This is a genomic window from Hymenobacter fastidiosus, from assembly GCF_039539565.1.
Taxonomy (GTDB): Bacteria; Bacteroidota; Bacteroidia; order Cytophagales; family Hymenobacteraceae; genus Hymenobacter; species Hymenobacter fastidiosus.
Genome location: NZ_BAABDJ010000019.1, coordinates 15,860 through 32,457, shown reverse-complemented (window position 1 = coordinate 32,457; position 16,598 = coordinate 15,860). Strand labels below are relative to the sequence as shown.

Annotated in this window: 18 protein-coding genes; 4 read left to right on the top strand and 14 right to left on the bottom strand. The window is 62.2% G+C overall.

What is annotated here, in order from left to right:
• Window positions 1-34 precede the first annotated feature (34 nt).
• Window positions 35-547 carry a pyridoxamine 5'-phosphate oxidase family protein gene (locus tag ABD833_RS10885; RefSeq protein WP_345072954.1) on the bottom strand — a complete coding sequence of 171 codons (513 nt, stop codon included), beginning with the start codon at window positions 545-547 and terminating at the stop codon, window positions 35-37.
• A 142-nt stretch (window positions 548-689) separates the two neighbouring features.
• On the opposite strand from ABD833_RS10885, the gene ABD833_RS10880 reads away from it, so the two are divergent.
• Window positions 690-1,289 carry an acyl carrier protein phosphodiesterase gene (locus ABD833_RS10880; protein ID WP_345072952.1) on the top strand — a complete coding sequence of 200 codons (600 nt, stop codon included), beginning with the start codon at window positions 690-692 and terminating at the stop codon, window positions 1,287-1,289.
• Between the two features lie 82 nt (window positions 1,290-1,371).
• On the opposite strand, the gene ABD833_RS10875 is transcribed toward ABD833_RS10880, so the two are convergent.
• From ABD833_RS10875 to ABD833_RS10860, 4 genes are all read right to left on the bottom strand, one after another.
• Entirely contained in the window at window positions 1,372-1,875 is a 504-nt protein-coding gene (locus ABD833_RS10875; protein WP_345072950.1) for a hypothetical protein, read from the bottom strand.
• 78 nt (window positions 1,876-1,953) lie between these two features.
• Window positions 1,954-2,469, bottom strand: a complete 516-nt coding sequence (locus tag ABD833_RS10870) for an FKBP-type peptidyl-prolyl cis-trans isomerase (RefSeq protein ID WP_345072949.1) — start codon at window positions 2,467-2,469, stop codon at window positions 1,954-1,956.
• 310 nt (window positions 2,470-2,779) lie between these two features.
• Window positions 2,780-4,762: an AAA domain-containing protein gene (locus tag ABD833_RS10865; protein ID WP_345072947.1), complete on the bottom strand. Its 1,983-nt coding sequence runs from the start codon at window positions 4,760-4,762 to the stop codon at window positions 2,780-2,782.
• 495 nt (window positions 4,763-5,257) lie between these two features.
• Window positions 5,258-5,713, bottom strand: a complete 456-nt coding sequence (locus ABD833_RS10860; RefSeq protein ID WP_345072945.1) for a hypothetical protein — start codon at window positions 5,711-5,713, stop codon at window positions 5,258-5,260.
• A 403-nt stretch (window positions 5,714-6,116) separates the two neighbouring features.
• Here ABD833_RS10860 and ABD833_RS10855 point away from each other — a divergent pair, with 403 nt between their 5' ends.
• Complete coding sequence (locus tag ABD833_RS10855) at window positions 6,117-6,620, top strand: hypothetical protein (RefSeq protein ID WP_345072943.1); 504 nt, start codon at window positions 6,117-6,119, stop codon at window positions 6,618-6,620.
• A 240-nt stretch (window positions 6,621-6,860) separates the two neighbouring features.
• On the opposite strand, the gene ABD833_RS10850 is transcribed toward ABD833_RS10855, so the two are convergent.
• From ABD833_RS10850 to ABD833_RS10815, 8 genes are all read right to left on the bottom strand, one after another.
• Complete coding sequence (locus tag ABD833_RS10850; protein ID WP_345072942.1) at window positions 6,861-7,139, bottom strand: hypothetical protein; 279 nt, start codon at window positions 7,137-7,139, stop codon at window positions 6,861-6,863.
• Between the two features lie 88 nt (window positions 7,140-7,227).
• The gene (locus ABD833_RS10845) at window positions 7,228-7,599 is read right to left on the bottom strand and encodes a hypothetical protein (protein WP_345072940.1); all 372 of its coding nucleotides are present in this window, start codon (window positions 7,597-7,599) and stop codon (window positions 7,228-7,230) included.
• Between the two features lie 429 nt (window positions 7,600-8,028).
• Window positions 8,029-8,796: an ethanolamine ammonia-lyase subunit EutC gene (eutC, locus tag ABD833_RS10840; RefSeq protein WP_345072938.1), complete on the bottom strand. Its 768-nt coding sequence runs from the start codon at window positions 8,794-8,796 to the stop codon at window positions 8,029-8,031.
• Window positions 8,797-8,840: 44 nt separating this feature from the next.
• Entirely contained in the window at window positions 8,841-9,206 is a 366-nt protein-coding gene (locus tag ABD833_RS10835; RefSeq protein ID WP_345072936.1) for a VOC family protein, read from the bottom strand.
• Between the two features lie 117 nt (window positions 9,207-9,323).
• Window positions 9,324-10,709, bottom strand: a complete 1,386-nt coding sequence (locus tag ABD833_RS10830; RefSeq protein ID WP_345072935.1) for an ethanolamine ammonia-lyase subunit EutB — start codon at window positions 10,707-10,709, stop codon at window positions 9,324-9,326.
• A gap of 119 nt (window positions 10,710-10,828) precedes the next feature.
• Window positions 10,829-11,179, bottom strand: a complete 351-nt coding sequence (locus tag ABD833_RS10825; RefSeq protein WP_345072934.1) for a hypothetical protein — start codon at window positions 11,177-11,179, stop codon at window positions 10,829-10,831.
• Window positions 11,180-11,408: 229 nt separating this feature from the next.
• Entirely contained in the window at window positions 11,409-11,993 is a 585-nt protein-coding gene (locus ABD833_RS10820; RefSeq protein ID WP_345072933.1) for a hypothetical protein, read from the bottom strand.
• Between the two features lie 262 nt (window positions 11,994-12,255).
• Window positions 12,256-14,556 carry an efflux RND transporter permease subunit gene (locus ABD833_RS10815; protein ID WP_345072931.1) on the bottom strand — a complete coding sequence of 767 codons (2,301 nt, stop codon included), beginning with the start codon at window positions 14,554-14,556 and terminating at the stop codon, window positions 12,256-12,258.
• A 172-nt stretch (window positions 14,557-14,728) separates the two neighbouring features.
• On the opposite strand from ABD833_RS10815, the gene ABD833_RS10810 reads away from it, so the two are divergent.
• A complete protein-coding gene (locus ABD833_RS10810) occupies window positions 14,729-14,947 on the top strand; it encodes a hypothetical protein (protein ID WP_345072930.1) in 219 nt (72 codons plus the stop codon).
• A 308-nt stretch (window positions 14,948-15,255) separates the two neighbouring features.
• Here ABD833_RS10810 and ABD833_RS10805 read toward each other — a convergent pair whose 3' ends face one another.
• Window positions 15,256-15,549 (bottom strand): hypothetical protein, encoded by a 294-nt coding sequence (locus ABD833_RS10805; protein ID WP_345072928.1) that lies wholly within the window; start codon window positions 15,547-15,549, stop codon window positions 15,256-15,258.
• 142 nt (window positions 15,550-15,691) lie between these two features.
• Between ABD833_RS10805 and ABD833_RS10800 the strand changes: the two genes are divergently transcribed.
• On the top strand, window positions 15,692-16,486 hold the full coding sequence (locus tag ABD833_RS10800; RefSeq protein ID WP_345072927.1) for a thymidylate synthase: 795 nt from the start codon (window positions 15,692-15,694) through the stop codon (window positions 16,484-16,486).
• The last annotated feature ends 112 nt before the right edge of the window (window positions 16,487-16,598 follow it).

Sequence of the window (16,598 nt, the reverse complement as noted above, 5' to 3'; positions counted from 1 at the left end):
CTTCCGGCCCTTTGCACTAAAAGCAGGCTACAGCTTACTTCACGTTCACTTTGGCGTGCTCGTTTACGTCGTCGGAAGTGGCCCGCTCGCCAGTCACAACGGCTTTTGCATAGGCTACGGCCCGGCTCAACAAACCGCTGGGGGTATCCCAGTACTCGCCTTTCTCAATTTCAATTTTCAGGATCATGATGTTCGGATCGTCCTTGCCCTGGGCAAACCAGGCGCGCAGCGGTTCGCTCCAGAGCTGGTCGATTTCGGCCTGGTCGCGGTAGGCGTTGGCGCGGCCCGAAACGGACACGTACACGTTGCTGTCGGGGTTGCCGTAGCTCAGGTTGACGTGGCTGTCCTTCTTGACTTCGTACACCTTGGCCGAATCCTTATCGGTCAGGAAGGTCAGGGCGTTGGTGCCGTCGGGCTTCTGGGTGTACATGGGGCGGCTGCGCAGGCTGCCGTCCGTGTCCTGGGTGGTGAGCATGGCAATGCGCACGTCCTTGATTTTCTCGAGCAGCTTCGACAGATCGTTGGTAACGGGTGATTTATCGGACATGACGGGGGTGTTTTGGAGGAAAGAAAAGGTTGGTCGGCCCGCGGATGATGCCGCGGGCTGGTTACCTGTACGGCTCCGCGCCCCGCCGGGTTAGCCCCGCCGGTGGCCCGCCGCCCCGATATTGCCGTACTTCCCGCTACCGATGAACTTCCTCGCCCACCTGCTGCTTTCCGGCTCGCCCACTACCACGCCCGATTACGAGGATATCGTCGTCGGCAACTTCGCCGCCGAGGCCGTGCGGGGCCGGGCCGCCCTGGAAGCCTACCCGGCCGCCGTGCAGCGTGGCATCCGCCTGCACCGCTTCATCGACTCCTTCACCGATGCCCACCCCGTGGTGCGCCGCAGCACCGCCCGCCTGCGCGCTGCCGGCCTGGGCAAGTGGGCCGGCGTGGTGGCCGACATGGGCTACGACCACCTGCTGGCCCGCGACTTCCCCGACTTTCACGCCGCCGAGCCGCTGCCCGCCTTCGCCCAGCGCCAGTACGCGCTGTTGCAGGCCCGCCGCCACGAGCTGCCGGAGCGCCTGCAGCATCTGTTGCAATACATGCGCCGCGACGACTGGCTAACGGGCTATGCCCGGCCCGAAGGGTTGCAGCGGGCCTTGCTGGGCCTGAGCCGCCGCGTGCCCGCTGCTGGAGTGCTGGCTACCGGTGCGGCGGCGTTTCTGGCGGAGGTTGAAGCGTATGAGGCAGATTTTCGGGAGTTCTGGCCGGAGCTGCGGGCAGGCGTACGCCAACGGTAACAGCAAGCGGCAGCAGAAAGCCCCGTTGCCGTTCGGTGAAGAATAGCAACGGGGCTTATAAGACCAGTAGCGTCAGCGAAAATCAGCGCGTGTATGTGGCCTCTATCGTGGCCGAATTACCTTGTGCTATGACCGGACGGACATAGCTCATCACCAGCTTATTCGCGCTTAATTCCCGGATTTCCCGCGTCTGGTTCAGATGCTCAACCGGGGCTTTCAGGGTAATGGTATTGGCGGCGCGGGTATACGGCATTTCAAAATTCAGCTGACTATTGTTGTATTCCTGAAACAGGACATCCGTCAGGTGTATATAATCCCCGGACTTGCCAGTGAGCGTGTAGTCCAGTAGAAGCTGGCCGTTGGCGTCCTTTTCCACAACGTGCATGGTAGCCAGATTCCAGTGGCCTGGCAGAGGGGCCGGATCATCCTTTTTGGTAGAGCAGGCCGCCAGAGCGAGCAAGGGAAGCAATAGGAGCCACATAAAACTCCGAATGGAAAGCGTAGAAAAGGACATAGAGGGATTTTTTAAATGAGCGTTGGGGCAAAGAAAAGTAATTGTCACCATTTCCCCACGTTCGGATTTCATGCCTTTGCAAGGCAAAAAAGGCCGCGGCAGGTTGTTGATACAACCTGTTGCGGCCTTTTGCGTGGGGGCTGAAAAGAATTAGTGCTGATGCCCGCCTTCGCCGTGGGCGTGGCCGTGCTCCATTTCCTCGGCGGTGGCTTCGCGCACGTCGGCTACCTGGCCGTCGAAGTGCATGACCATGCCGGCCAGGGGATGGTTGAAGTCCATCTTCACGGTATCGGTGCCGATTTCGAGGACTTTGCCCTGCATGTGGTTGCCCTGGTTGTCGGCCATGGGCAGGAAGTTGCCCTCCTGGAGCATTTCCTCGTCGATCTGGCCGTCGACTTCAAACACCTGCTTCGGGATATCGACCACGGCCTGCTGGTCGTACTCACCGTAGGCCTGCTCGGGGGTGAGGGAAAACTTGAAGGCGTCGCCGGCTTTTTTACCGTCGAGCTGGGTTTCGAACTCTTCGGGCAGGCCGCTCTGGCCGAACAGGAACACCATGGGCGCGTCGGCCTCGGCCGATTCGACAAGCACTTTCTCCTGGTTTTCGTCGGTCACGCTCAAATCGTAGGTGATGGTGACGACTTTGTTGGGGCTGATCTGGGCCATAATCGGGAGGACTCCGGGGTCCGGGTGAGGGGTGAAAAATGGGTTTAGGCCGGCTAGTTACGGAAAAGGGGCGTAAATCCGGAACCGTCCGGCTCCGGGGCCTCACCCCCGGCCCCTCTCCTAGGGGAGAGGGGAGCCTGACGATGCGGGGGCGTCGGCTCTCGCCTCCGACCCCGCCAGCCACGAATCAAGTATCAGGGGGGGCAGAACACCAAAGCCTCAGCTGAGAAGCTGAGGCTTTGGTCCGTTCGCGCCAGCAGGCTCCCTCTCCTTGGGAGAGGGCCGGGGTGAGGCAAAGGCCCGGGAGGCCCTACTGCATTTCCCAGGCCGTGCGGTAGGCGCCGATGCTTTCCACGTAGTCGAGGAAGGCCTTGTAGAAGGGGTGGCCGCCCAGGGTGCTGGAGTCGCCGACGATGAGCAGCTTCTTGCGGGCCCGGGTCATGCCCACGTTCATGCGGCGGATGTCGGAGAGGAAGCCGATTTCGCCCTGGGGGTTGGAGCGGGTGAGGGTAATGGCGATGATGTCGCGCTCCTGGCCCTGGAACGAATCCACGGTGCCGATGCTGAGCATGCGGTGCTCCATGAGGCCCATGAGCTCGTCGTTGGCTTCCACCGCGTCGCGCAGGTAGTTGATCTGGGCGCGGTAGGGGGCAATGATGCCGATGGTGAGCAGGTCTTCCTCGTGGTCGGCAGGGTCGTAGGGCTCCAGCAGCTGGGCCAGGCGGCGCAGCAGCAGGTCGGCTTCCTCGGGGTTGGCCGTGGAGCGGCTTTCCTCAATGCTCAGCTCCTGGTAGCCGAAGCCGGCCGTGTCGAGAAACTCCACCGGCAGGTTGGGGGCAAAGCGCAGGTCGTAGGCGGGCAAATCGGCGTGGGCCACGGTGGGCGCGGCCTTCAGGCGACCCTCGTAGAACTGCTCCGAGCTGAAGGCCATGATCTGCTCGTGCATGCGGTACTGCACTTCCAGCATCCGGGCCGAGTCGGGCTGGCGCTGAATGCACTTCTCGAACAGCGTTTCGCGCAGCCCGTCGCGGGCGGCTTTTTCACTCTTTACCGTGGGCGGCAGCTGCTGATGGTCGCCGGCCAGCACCACGCGGTTAGCCTTCGTTATCGGAATCCAGCAGCCCGGCTCCAGGGCCTGGGCGGCCTCGTCGATAAACACGGTTTCGTAGGTGAGGTGGCGGATGGCGCGGTTGGAGGCCCCCACCAGCGTGCAGGTTATCACCTGGACCTTGTCGAGCAGGTCCTCGGTGATGTAGCGCTCCAGGTTGTCGGAGTCCTGGAGCATGAGGTGGGCCTGCTCCTTGAGCAGGCGGCGCTGCTCGCGCTCCTCCCAGCCGAAGTGGCGCTTGAACTTGCCGGCCTGCTCGCGGTACTGCTCGGCGGTCTGGCGCATGGCTTTCAGCTCGCCGTAGCTCTTGTGCTCCATAATCTGGGCGTCGAGCGTATGGTGCAGCAGCAGGTCCGACACCCGCGACGGGTTGCCCATCCGAATCACGTTCACGCCGCGCTCAGCCAGCTTTTCGGTGAGCAGGTCCACGGCCGTATTCGAGGGCGCGCACACCAGCACCCGCCGCTCCCGGCGGATGGTTTCCAGAATGGCCTGCACCAGGGTGGTGGTTTTGCCGGTGCCGGGCGGGCCGTGAATGATGGCCACGTCCTTGGCGGCCAGCACGTGGCGCACGGCGGCCAGCTGGGAGTCGTTGAGCGGGCTGGGGTAATAGAGCGTGGCCTCGGCCTCGTCGCGGTAGCGGGCGGGCCGGGCGCCCAGCAGCACGTCGCGCAGCTCGGCCAGGCGGGTTTCGTAGGCGCCCAGCACCTTGCCCAGGGCAAACTCCATCTCCCGGTAGCTCACCTCGTCGAAGGTCAGGTCCACACCCAGCTTGCCGTCGTCGATCCAGTCGGGCAGGTCTTCCTTGTTGGTGGCCAGCAGAATCTTGTTGCGCTTTACGCTGGTAATCACGCCCGAAAGCGTGGGACGGTCGGAGCCGGAGCGGCCGGGGATGTTGCCGAAGAGGGCGGCGTTCTTGCCCACCTGGAACAGGTGCAGGCCGCCCTGGCTGGCGGGGCGCTCAATTTCGAGCACCAGCTTGCCGCCGAAGCCGATTTCTTCCTTGACGATCTTGACCGGGTACCAGGTCAGCCCGCGCTTCTGCCGCTCGCCAATAGTAGACTGGGCACTCTTGATTTTGAATTGCTCCAGGTCCTCCTGCTGCTCGAGCTTCATGAGGGCCTGCACCTTGCGCAGCTCTTTTTCCAGCGCGTAAGGATCGGTAAACGTAGGTTGTTCAGACAAAAGGGTAGGCGTTTATTAAGGCCGTTGTAACAACGGAACCGGCAAAATGGTGGCCGAAGGTCGGGCAGAAAATCGGAAGGAGTCCGCTAAGGTTCAGAAAGCAGCCATTATAGCGGTTCCGCGAACGGTGTAGGTCCGGTCCGGCGGCTTTTTCAGCCGTCGGGCCGGTTGCCGTTCGCTGGCGCTGTTCGGGCGGCATGGCGCAAGCGACGACCGGTCCGACGGCTGAAAAAGCCGCCGGACCGGCAGCCACCCCGTTCGCGAAACCGCTGTGAGACTGTAATTTTACGTGCTGCAGACGAACGCTTGTAAAAGGGAACAAGCAGGAAAAGGACGTTTCTTAGTGCCTCGGTTAAGAAATAGCCCAGGGCCAAATAAGGACCGCTAGCGGCCCCTTATCGGACCCTATTCGAAAGACGGTGGCTGCTTACATCACCGTTTCTCTGAACCCATCAACCCTGGGAGTCCGCCATGAAGGTGAACTGCAATCTTGGCTTAATTGAAAGCCGTGCGGATGGAAATGAGGTAGCTCCCCCACAGCAGCAGGGGCAAGAGGACCAAGCACCGCTTTAGCCACCGATGAACGGGAAACCGGAGCAAGCAAGTGGCCGGCTGTATCCACGCCCGGGCCGTGCAATAGCTACTGACCAGCACAAGCCCTCCGGGCAGCAGCCCCAAGGGCATCAGCCAAACCCAGCGCCATTCCATCACCACGTTACCCAAAAACATCACGCTGTAAGGCAGGAGCAATCCACAGCCCAGGGCTCCGAGCCAGAGCCCGACACGGGCATGATAGACGAGGGTCGGGGCCGCCATCGCCGATAGAACCAAGGACCCGACGAGCGCGAGCACGGGGAAGGGACTGGCAAACCCAGCGGAGACGCCGTAGTAGAGCATCACCATGTAGAAACTCAACAGAGCCGCCAGCAGATAGACCACGTAGATTCGCATAGGACTTCCTAGTCAAGCGGTTTCGAGCCTTTTTACCGGTCCCTCTTACCGAAAGCAAAGAAAGCCATCTACGAATCAAAGTTTACGAAACTGGCAGAAGGGATGAGTTTCGCAAACTCGGAACCCGACGCCTCTACTGGGAGGAGTAAACAGAATTTTAGGGGCAGTGGGGAAGTACAAACCCTCCCGCCCTCATCTGGGATTTATTCCTTTACATAATCCTAGTTATAAGCGGGGTCTTGGAATAAGGGCAGCTTTTGCCCTTACTACCCCTATACTAAGATTATGGTACTTTAGCGGGGACTGGGCTTGCCTTTAAGCGTTTGACGAAAGGAGGGTTTTGCCTGCCGGCGCATTTAGCACACCTTTGTCCGGTACATTTCTCCCTGTCTGCTTCTACTGGATGCGCCCCTTTGCTATCACGCCACTCACGCACCTGTACGCCCTGCAGCACCTGTTCTATTCGCTCGTGGCGCTGGGATTTCTCTTGGCTGTGACGGGGTCTTATGCGTTGCCGGTGGTCTTTATCTTGTTAGCAATGGCTCCGTACTTCGCTCCTGGGCTCTACGTGCATGGGGAGTATTACCTGCGCAATCGCCACACGAGCGTCGCCGCCTTTGACGACCGGCTGGAACTGACGCATGTGGGAGCAACAGTCGTGCTGCCGTACGTGGAAATAGAGGCAGTCGAGTTACATGCTGCTGGGGGCGTGTACCTGCAAATAGATTGGGAGATTTATGCCTTTCAGTCCTACCACTACCTGAAAATACAGTGTCACGGACAGACTTATTACCTGACCTCATTGTTGGTCAAAAGTCCCTTGGAAAAGGTGTTCCCGCACTTGCTAGCAGCTACTGCTGGACGGTACACCCGTCACAAACGGTTCATGGCGTCGTCTCTCGATTGAGCCAACGTAGCCTAGGCTTCCTTCTGGTTAGTTGACTAACGCAACGATTCGTTCAAGAAAACGGTGGTTCAAATAAGCTAATAAGCCCTTTTACATGCTGTGAACGGTCGTTCACAACACGTAAAACCACGGCTTCAAAGGGCGTTTCCTGAGCCTTAACGGGCTGTGTTTTCCTTTTTCTGAGCACACCTCATCAAGCGGCGAAAGGGGCGGGGGTGAGGCGCCCGGTTGAACGACTACTTAAGCTTCAGCCGCCAGCCGCAGTTCCAGCTCCTGGGCTTCTTCCCGCAGCAACCGCTCCCGCAGAGTCAGATGGGCGCGGGCTAGCGGGCCGGGGCGGGCCTCGGCGGCGGTATCGGCTTCGAGGCGGGTGAGCCAGACCTCGGCTTCGGCGGGCACAAAGGTGGCATCGAGCACGGCGTGGGGCAGTGCCAGCGCCTGGCGCAGGGCACTCAGGCCCTGACGACGGCGCAGCAGGGCGGCATCCTGCAAGGCGATGGTTCCCAGCTGGCAAGCCAACTGGCTACCACCAGAGCTACCAGCCTTCACTTCGTTCAGGATGACAGACGGATTCAGAACAGGGATGAACGACGGGGAGACGGCCGGGCTACTCGAAAAAGTCGCTCGAATCGGTCTGGCTGAAATACTTGTTCAGGCTGCCCAGATCGGCGAAAACAGGGACGATGACGCGCATGAAGTCGTCCACGGCTTCCTCCGAGTCGGCGTAGAAAATCAGGCGGGCAGGGGTGGAGTAGCCGGTCAGGTGGTCGAGCAGATCGGGGCGCTCCTCCTCCAGAATGGTGCTGATGTGCTCCTCCCACGACTGCCCGCTGCCGCCGAAGCCGTACTTTTCAAACAGGTAGAAGTAGCCTTCCAGCGCCGGGTCGGCTTCCACGTTGGCCGTGATGCCGAACAGCGCGTCGTCCACCCGCAGGTGTTCGGGCAGTGGGATAATCTGGAAGGGAAAGGTAGATTCCATAAGGACGCGGGACAGGCCGTAAAGCTACGTCCATTAGTTGGGGCCTGGATCAGTTTTCGAGTCAGGGGCGGGGCTTGCCCCCGCCCGCCGTTCGCGCCGCGGCCATGATGGTTGGGCAACGACGGGCGGGGGCAAGCCCCGCCGTTCGCGCCGCGGCCATGATGGTCGGGCAACGACGGGCGGGGGCACGCCCCGCCGTTCGCGCCGCGGCCATGATGGTTGGGCAACGACGGGCGGGGGCACGCCCCGCCGTTCGCGCCGCGGCCATGATGGTCGGGCAACGACGGGCGGGGGCAAGCCCCGCCCCTACACGTTCTGTCTACCGGCTTGGAAACAGCTGTAAGGCCGGTAACGCGAAGTTCCACTTCGCGAAACGTTGAAAAGAAGCCGTGGCTGGTAGCCGCGCGGGGCGCGAAGTGGAACTTCGCGTTACTGCCCCAGCCGGCTCGTGTCGTCTTTGAGCTGTACTCCCGACAGATGCCGGCGAAAAGCTTCTGACAGCAGGAAAAACAACTTTTCCGCGGCGGCGGCATAGGGGAGGCCGGCCGGGCGGATGTTCGATACGCAGTTGCGGGCTTCGTCGGTCAGGCCGGGGCGGGGGGCGTAGGTGAAGTAGGCCCCCAGGCTGTCGGGGGCGCTCAGGCCGGGCCTTTCGCCAATCAGGATCAGGGCCAGCCGGGCACGCAGCGCCGCCCCGATTTCGTCGCTGATAGCCACCCGGGCCTGCTCGGCCACCACGATGGGGGCCAGCCGAAACCCGGCCTGCTGCAGCCGGGGCACCAGCAGCCGGAGCAGGGGCAGGGCATGCTCGTTGATGGCCGTCGCCGACAGGCCATCGGCCAGAATCAGGACCAGGTCTGCCGGGGCGGGGGCGTTTTCCAGTAGGGTAGTACGGGAGTCTTCGTGCAGCACGCGCCCCAGATCGGGCCGCTGCAGGTACTGCGGGCGGTTTTCGACCTGGCTGCGCACCGCCAGCACCGGCAGCGCCAGCGCCCCCAGCTCAGTCAGCAGCCGTGCCGTTTCCAGCTCCGAGTACACCGCGTCGCGGGCGTGGGCGTGGGCCAGCCGGAAGGCCAGGGCCTCACGCACCGGCACGCTGGTACCGGTGCGGCCCAGGGCAATGCGGGCGGCGGTAAAGGCGCGCAGGCCGGCCCAGGGGTCGTCGGGGGGCGGGGGGTGGTCGGGAGTACTATCCACTTATAGCGGTTTCGCGAACGGTGTGGGTGCCGGGAAGACAACTATCATTTATTGAACTCGCCAATGTGCCAGAGAATACCGGACGGGTCGTGTACGAAGCCCTCTTTGCCCCAGAGTTCGGGTTGGATGGCGGTAATTCTCACGCCTGCGAACTGGCCGGGTAAATCCAGCGCGCCCAACTCAACCCAGAACTTCTCAACGTCCTCGACTTCCAGAAAAAGCATGGTGTTGTCAATCCAGTCTTTCACGTAGGCATCCTGCAGGTAGAAGCCCACGCCCGGCAGCACGAAATACGACATGGCCGGCGACAACACCGTTTCGGTAAAGCCGAAGGCGCGGTAGAAACGGCGCGAAACGGCGAAGTCTTTAGCGCCGATGAAGGGCCGGAGGGAAAGGGCTTTCTGTTCCATGTCGTCAGGGGGGATGGGAGGGATTTTGCGGGGGGCGGTTGGTATTGCCGGAGCTAATATGGCAGTTGTCTGCCAATCGGAAGGCTATCCGGGGGCGGGTATAGCAACGGCCGTCCATCACTTATCCAGTCCACCCGCACCCAGCAGGCGGTGCGCGGCCGAAGCCGGCAGCAGCTGGCCGCGTTCGTCAAAGATACCCTGTTGGCGGAGCCAGGCTTCAAACTCCGGCGCGGGCTGCAAACCCAGGACCTGCCGCAGGTACAGCGCGTCGTGGAAGGAAGTGGACTGGTAGCCGAGCATGATGTCGTCGGCGCCGGGGATGCCCATGATGAAGGTGCAGCCGGCCACGCCGAGCAGGGTGAGCAGGGTGTCCATGTCGTCCTGGTCGGCTTCGGCGTGATTGGTGTAGCACACGTCCACACCCATGGGCAGGCCCAGCAGCTTGCCGCAGAAATGGTCTTCCAGGGCCGCCCGGATGATCTGCTTGCCGTCGTAGAGGTCTTCGGGGCCGATGAAGCCGACCACGGAATTGACCAGCAGGGGCTGGAAGTGCCGGGCCACGGCGTAGGCCCGGGCCTCGCAGGTTTGCTGGTCGAGGCCGTGGTGGGCGTGGGCCGACAGGGCGCTGCCCTGGCCGGTTTCGAAGTACATTACGTTCTGCCCCACCGTGCCGCGGTTCAGGCTCAGCGTGGCCTCGTGGGCTTCCCGCAGCAAACTCAGGCTGATGCCGAAGCTGGAATTAGTCGCCTCCGTGCCGCCGATGGACTGGAAGGTGAGGTCTACCGGCGCGCCCTGCTCAATCAGCTGCAAGGTGGTGGTGACGTGGCTGAGGACGCAGGTCTGGGTCGGAATCTGGTACTGTTCGCGCACGGCATCCAGCATTTCCAGCAGGTGGCGTACCACGCGGGGGCTGTCGGTGGCGGGGTTGATGCCCAGCACGGCGTCGCCGCTGCCGTAGAGCAGGCCATCGACGAGGCTGGCCGCAATGCCGCGGGCGTCGTCGGTGGGATGGTTGGGCTGCAGGCGGGTGGCCAGGTGCCCGCGCAAACCCAGCGTGTTGCGGAAGCGCGTAATCACCTCCACCCGGCGGGCCACGCCAATCAGCTCCTGGTTGCGCATCAGCTTACTCACCGCCGCCACCATTTCCGGGGTCAGCCCGGGCGCCAGCCGGTGCAGCACCGCCGGCCCGGCGGCATCCGACAGCAGCCAGTCGCGCAGCTGGCCCACGGTGCAGTGGCTAACGGACGCGAAGGCCGCCGCGTCGTGGGTGTCCAGGATCAGGCGCGTGACTTCGTCCTGCTCGTAGGGCACCAGGGCTTCGTGCAGGAAATTGCGCAGCGGCACGTCGGCCAGGGCGAGCTGGGCGGCCACGCGCTCCTCGTAGGTGTCGGCCGCCACGCCGGCCAGCGCATCGCCGGAGCGCCGGGGCGAGGCTTTGGCCAGCAGCGTTTTCAGGTCCGGAAACAGGTAGACCCGCTGGCGGATGGTGTGGCGGTAAGGCATTGTTAGCGCTTAGCAGTAGGGTCGTTGGCAAGTGTAGAAACGCATACCTGCGTCTTCTCGTTGAACGATACCAGTCCAAGTAGCGCCACCACCTCGTTCGGGCGGCTGGATCCATCGGCTTACGCCGCGAACTTGCGCCCGCAGCCGGCACACTGATACAGCGTAGTGCCGGCGTAGTACAGCCGCTGCCAGAACGCCGGCCGGGGAACCGGCTCCGTACCGGCACTGCCGCAGCGGGGGCAGCGCACGATGGCTACCACGGCCCGCCCGGCCTCAAAGGCTTCCACGATGGCGCGGGCCGCATCGGCTTCTTCTTCCTCAATGAGCAGCTGGTACCAGATACCGTCCCCGAAAGGAAAGGAGGGCGGGCCGCAGGTTTTGACCAGGGCGCTTATTTCCGCGTCCAGCAGCTCATTATATAGCCTCACCGCCTCCGCGTAAGTCAGGTAGTAAGCGGCGGGAATGAGCATGGGGTAGTTTTTTTCGTAGTCAGCCTTACTTTTCCCGTCTGTCATCCTGAGCGGCGCGAAGCAAAGCGAAGGACCTTCCTCGCCTCGCACTGCCAACCCATTTTCAACGCACCTAGCTAATCGCTCCACAGAAAAGAATCTGTTGGTTGAAAAAGGCTAGCTGCTGGAAAGAGGAAGGTTCTTCGCTTTGCTCAGGATGACAGACGATAAGAATGCCCGGAAGAACCCTTTACCTCCGAACCGCGCGGCGGGCGGGCTGGGCCTGGCCGCGCAGCCGGTAAATGTACCATAGCAAACCCGCGCACAGCCCGGCCAGCGCGGTGGCCAGCAGCTCCCGGCTGGTGCGGGCCTCGGCCGCTTCCTGGGCCGTGGCCTGGGCGTCGGCCAGCTTCTTCTCGCGCTGCTTGTCGCGGACCTGCAGGTTCTGAATCTGGTTTTCCAGGTCGTAGAACCGTTCTTTAGTCACCGACTGGTCGCCCTGGGCCACGGTAATCTGGCGCTCGGCCTGGGTTTTTTCGGCTACGATGCTGGCCGTGCGGCGGATGGAGGTTTCCTTAATCGACTGCACGATTTCGGTGTCCTTGCGGATGATGGCCTTGAGCACGTCCACCACTTCCTGCAAATCCTTTTTGGAAGCCTTGTTGCCAAACAGGCTGTTGCGCTGAGAATTAGCGTCTTCGTAGGCCTGCACCATGCGGCCGCGCTCCTGAATCAGCGGCGTCAATGGGTCGGGCTGAGTTGGCGGGGCAGGCGTCTGGGCCTGAGCGGTGAGTGAGAAAAACAACAGGAATACGGGGAGCCGGCACTTCATCATGACGCAAAGTAACGGCGAATCCGCGCCGGGAGTTGGACCCCTCCCCAACCTCTCCCCCAAAGGAAGGGGCTCTGATTCTACTTTTTAGATCCTACCGCTTTAAGCCTCTCCCTTTTGGGGAGGGGTAGCGGGTGGATTTTTCCTGCTGCTACGGTCATGCTGAGCGCAGCCGAAGTATCGCGCGGGCTGATGTCTGATTACTACTCCAATGATACCACGCGAGATGCTTCGGCTGCGCTCAGCATGACGGGCAAAAGAATTTTTACCCCCTTAGCACCGGCACGGGCTGGCGGATTTCCTTGGGCTTATGCTTGTAGAAGTACAGGATCAGAATCGGCAGCAGGGTCAGCTCGGCTACCACGCCGAAGAGCAGGGTGAGGCCGATGAGCAGGCCCACGTAGAACGTGCCGTCGAAGGAGGAGAAGATGAGCGTGCTGAAGCCCCCGACCAGAATCAGGGACGTGACGACCACCGCTTTGCCGGCCATCAGGTAGGTTTTGCGCACGGCTTTGAACAGGCTCGGCTCCTGAAGCAGCGTGAGTTTGAGCTTGCTGATAAAGTGAATGGTATCATCGACGGCAATACCGAAGGCGATGGTGAAAATGATGCTGGTGCTCACCTTCATGCTCACGCCCGCCAACCCCATCACGCCGGCTACGATGAGGATGGGCACCAGGTTGGGAATGAGCACCACCACCGTCATGCGCAGGCTGCGGAACAGGAACAGCACGATGAGCGTGACCATCACGATGTCGATGCTCATGCCCGTAATCATGTTCAGGGTGAGGTTTTCGTTGTTTTTGTCGATCAGGTTGGCCGAGCCGGTGAGGCGGGTCTGGAGCACCTGCGGGTCGGTGTGCTGGCGCAGGAAGCGGCGCAGGTCCACGTTCAGCGCGTCGGCGCGGATGCTGCCCACGTCGGGCATGCGGCCGGTGAGGCGGCCGGCGGAAGCGTCGGGCAGCACCAGGGCCCGGAACTCGGGCTTGTTGCGGAACAGCTTCACCCGCCGCACCAGCCGGGCCAGCTCGGCTTCCGAGCCGGGCAGCCGGTATTCGGCCAGCAGCCCGCCGTTCAGGGCCTTACGCACCGATTTGATGAGCGTGACGGGCGAGGCCACGAAGTTCAGGCCGTAGGTTTTTTGCAGGTAGCCCTCGATTTCCTCCGTTTCGCGCAGCACCTGCAGGTCGTAGATGGTACGACCAGCCGCGGGCTGCAGAGCCAGCTCGAAGGGCCGCACGCCGGCAAAGTTCTTCTCGAAAAAGCCGAAATCCAGCTTCACCGGGTCGTTTTTAGATAGGTCGTCGAGCAAAGCCGAGTTGATGCGGATGCGCGAGGCGGAGGCCACCGAGCCGATCAGGATCAGGGCCGACAGGCCCACCACCAGCCGCCGCCGGGCCAGCACCACCCGGAACATGCGGCCCAGCACCCCATCCCAGCTGTGGCCCTCGGCCCGCGGAATGCGCAGCTCGGGCTTGCGCAGCAGCATGAGCATGGCCGGCAGCAGCGTAAACGACAAGGCAAACGTGAGCAGCACGGCAATGCCGGTGAAGAGCCCGAAGTTGTAAATCGGCCGGATGGAGCTGGTCATCAGGGTGAAAAAGCCGATGCTGGTCGTCAGCGCCGACAGCCCCGAGCCGAACCCCGATTCCTTGAGCGTAATCAGCAGTGCCTGCTTCTTGGCTGTGCCGTAGCCCAGCTCCGTGTTGTAGCGGGTGATGATGTGGATGGTGTCGGACATGCCCACCACGAACAGCATGATGGGCAGCAGGGCCGTCATCAGGTCGATGCTGACGCCGCAGGCGCTCATCAGCCCCAGCCCCCACAAAATGGCCCCCAGCACCACCACCAGCGGCAGCACCACGCCCCACCAGGTCCGGAACGTGAGCCACAGCAGCCCCGTAACCAGCAGCACCGACAACGACATGAACACCACCAGCTCCCACTGCAGCCGATCCACGAAGATGGACTGGGCCACCAGCTTGCCGGCCAGGTGGTAAGTGTCGGGCGCGAAGCCCTGGCGGGCCAGCTCGGTGCGCACGGCACTCAGCAGCGAGTCGCCGGGCGGCTTGGTGATGTTGGGCGAGGTCTGAAACAGGATGGTGACGGCGCGGGCATCACGGGCAATGAGGTTGCCCACCAGTCCCGGCGTGCGGTACACCAGGGCCGAATCGGCGGCCCGGCGCGCGGGCTCGGCGGGGTGCAGGTAGGGCACGTTGAACACCCCGAAGCCCTCCACTACGGGGTTGGTGGCGTTGGTGGGGGAGCTGACGTGCACCACGTGGGGCCGGCCCTGAATAAAGCGCGTCAGCGAATCGACCCGGGTCAGGAACTCGGGCTCGAACACCGTGCGGCCGGGCGCGGCTTCGAGGCCCAGCAGCACGTAGTCGTTGTCGTTGCCGAAGCGGGCCGAGTACTGCTGGTAGTAGTCCAGGTCGGGGTCGCCGGCGGGGTAGAAGTCGTTGAAATCGTAGTTGAAGCGCAGCTGGGCCACGAAATACCCGCTCACGGCCGACAGCAGGGCCAGCAGGAGCAGGGTGAGATAACTGGCTTTACGAATCGTCATGCGCGGAATAAGCCCGAATCAGGGTTCGGGGAAGAGAAAAACGAAGTCGCCCGGGGCTGAACTTTCGCGTCGCTTCCGTACTTTAGAGGCAGCGGGCACCGGCTGGTCGACTTCGGGAAGCCAACCATACCCCGCCGGCTTTTGTTTCCTCCACCTCCCTGATTTCAACCCCATGAAAAACGCACTGCTGGCTTTGGCCCTGTTTGCATTTGTAGGAACCGCCGCCGCCAACAACGACGGCAAAGACGAGAAGAAAGGCAAGAAAGCCGCCAAGTCGTGCTCGATGGCCGAGAAAAGCAGCGCCGGCTGCTGCATGAAGAAAGGCGGCAAAACAGCCTCGGTGAAACCCGCCGAGACCCTGCCCGCCGCTCCGGTGATCAAGTCGCTGTAAGCAAGAACGCTCAACAGGAAAGCCGCTACTCTCCAAGGGTAGCGGCTTCTTTTTTAGGGAAACGTAAGAGTTTAGTTACGCTGACTTATTCTAGCCCGAATGGGGATTATTGAAGTTCAAACCACCATCCAGGGCCCCCCGGAAACCTGCTATCAGCTGGCATTAAGCATTGATCTGCATTCTATTTCAGCCACAAAAACCCAGGAAACCATAGTTGGTGGGGTGCGCAGCGGCATTCCAAAAGTTTTGGGCAGAACAAGCCTCCGCTAGAGAAGAGAAGCTTTTCTTTATGCTGCTCTTGGGCTGTATTACGCCGTCACGCTTTCCTCCAGCAGCTCGGCCAGACTCAGCTCCTCCACATCGGGCAGGACGGCAAAGCGGCTTTCGTGGAAGTTGGCCTCCGGAAAGCCCGGCGCCACCCCGGCGTTGTTGATTTCGGCCAGCGTGAGGCCGTAGCCGCGGGCGGTGTCGAACAGGCCGCGCACGAGGTAGATGGGGCCGCGCTTGGGCGTCTGGATGGCCGGGTTCTGAGCCAGCAGCACGGTGAAGTCGTCGTTGGTGCAGACTACGGCCTGCCCGGGATGAAATAGCGGGGGATTCATCCGGCAAAGGTACGGCGGCCGGCCGGTACTTCGGTGCCCGGCAGCTCCGCGGGGCGGCCACCAGCGCCCGGCTTTTCCCGGGCCGCCTTGCCCGCCCGGGGCCGCTTGCTACCTTTGCCTTCCGACCCTTAAGCCCCGCCCCATGCGCCAGTACCTCGACCTCGTCAAGCACATTCTCGACCACGGAACCCAGAAAACCGACCGCACCGGCACCGGCACGCTCAGCATCTTTGGCCACCAGCTGCGGTTCGACCTGGCGCAGGGCTTCCCGCTGGTCACCACCAAGAAAGTCCACCTCAAGAGCATCATCCACGAGCTGCTCTGGTTTCTGCGGGGCGATACCAACGTGCGCTACCTCCAGGAAAACGGCGTGAAGATCTGGGACGAGTGGGCCGATGCCAACGGCGAGCTGGGGCCGGTCTACGGCAAGCAGTGGCGCAGCTGGCCCCGCCCCGACGGCACCCACATCGACCAGATGGCCGAAGTGATCCGGCAGCTGAAAACCACGCCCGACTCGCGCCGCATCCTCGTATCGGCCTGGAACGTGGCCGAGCTGGACCAGATGCACCTGATGCCCTGCCACGCCCTGTTCCAGTTCTACGTCGCCGACGGCAAGCTCAGCTGCCAGCTCTACCAGCGCTCGGCCGACGTATTTCTGGGCGTGCCTTTCAATATTGCCAGTTACGCTCTGCTCACGCTCATGGTGGCCCAGGTTACGGGGCTGCGGCCCGGCGAGTTCATCTGGACCGGCGGCGACACGCACCTGTACTCCAATCATCTGGAGCAGGCCCGGCTCCAGCTCACCCGGGAGCTGCGGCCCCTGCCGCAGATGCGGCTGAACCCGGCGGTGCAGGATATTTTTGGCTTCCGGTACGAGGACTTCCGGCTGGAGAATTATGACCCCTGGCCCGCGATTAAGGCCCCGGTGGCGGTGTAAGAGAAAAGATCTTTTCTGCCTTCCGGGAGCTTTTATATTTATAAAATTCAATCTTCTTAAACAATTGCCATTTTTTTAGACTTTCTCCGAATATACGGCTCCTGAAGCCGTA

What these genes read in the sequence shown, in the direction of transcription:
- ABD833_RS10885 (WP_345072954.1), bottom strand. Translation starts at nt 547, where the DNA reads ATGTCCGATAAATCACCCGTTACCAACGATCTGTCGAAGCTGCTCGAG.
- ABD833_RS10880 (WP_345072952.1), top strand. Translation starts at nt 690, where the DNA reads ATGAACTTCCTCGCCCACCTGCTGCTTTCCGGCTCGCCCACTACCACG.
- ABD833_RS10875 (WP_345072950.1), bottom strand. Translation starts at nt 1,875, where the DNA reads ATGAAATCCGAACGTGGGGAAATGGTGACAATTACTTTTCTTTGCCCC.
- ABD833_RS10870 (WP_345072949.1), bottom strand. Translation starts at nt 2,469, where the DNA reads ATGGCCCAGATCAGCCCCAACAAAGTCGTCACCATCACCTACGATTTG.
- ABD833_RS10860 (WP_345072945.1), bottom strand. Translation starts at nt 5,713, where the DNA reads ATGCGAATCTACGTGGTCTATCTGCTGGCGGCTCTGTTGAGTTTCTAC.
- ABD833_RS10855 (WP_345072943.1), top strand. Translation starts at nt 6,117, where the DNA reads ATGCGCCCCTTTGCTATCACGCCACTCACGCACCTGTACGCCCTGCAG.
- ABD833_RS10845 (WP_345072940.1), bottom strand. Translation starts at nt 7,599, where the DNA reads ATGGAATCTACCTTTCCCTTCCAGATTATCCCACTGCCCGAACACCTG.
- ABD833_RS10835 (WP_345072936.1), bottom strand. Translation starts at nt 9,206, where the DNA reads ATGGAACAGAAAGCCCTTTCCCTCCGGCCCTTCATCGGCGCTAAAGAC.
- ABD833_RS10830 (WP_345072935.1), bottom strand. Translation starts at nt 10,709, where the DNA reads ATGCCTTACCGCCACACCATCCGCCAGCGGGTCTACCTGTTTCCGGAC.
- ABD833_RS10825 (WP_345072934.1), bottom strand. Translation starts at nt 11,179, where the DNA reads ATGCTCATTCCCGCCGCTTACTACCTGACTTACGCGGAGGCGGTGAGG.
- ABD833_RS10820 (WP_345072933.1), bottom strand. Translation starts at nt 11,993, where the DNA reads ATGATGAAGTGCCGGCTCCCCGTATTCCTGTTGTTTTTCTCACTCACC.
- ABD833_RS10815 (WP_345072931.1), bottom strand. Translation starts at nt 14,556, where the DNA reads ATGACGATTCGTAAAGCCAGTTATCTCACCCTGCTCCTGCTGGCCCTG.
- ABD833_RS10810 (WP_345072930.1), top strand. Translation starts at nt 14,729, where the DNA reads ATGAAAAACGCACTGCTGGCTTTGGCCCTGTTTGCATTTGTAGGAACC.
- ABD833_RS10805 (WP_345072928.1), bottom strand. Translation starts at nt 15,549, where the DNA reads ATGAATCCCCCGCTATTTCATCCCGGGCAGGCCGTAGTCTGCACCAAC.
- ABD833_RS10800 (WP_345072927.1), top strand. Translation starts at nt 15,692, where the DNA reads ATGCGCCAGTACCTCGACCTCGTCAAGCACATTCTCGACCACGGAACC.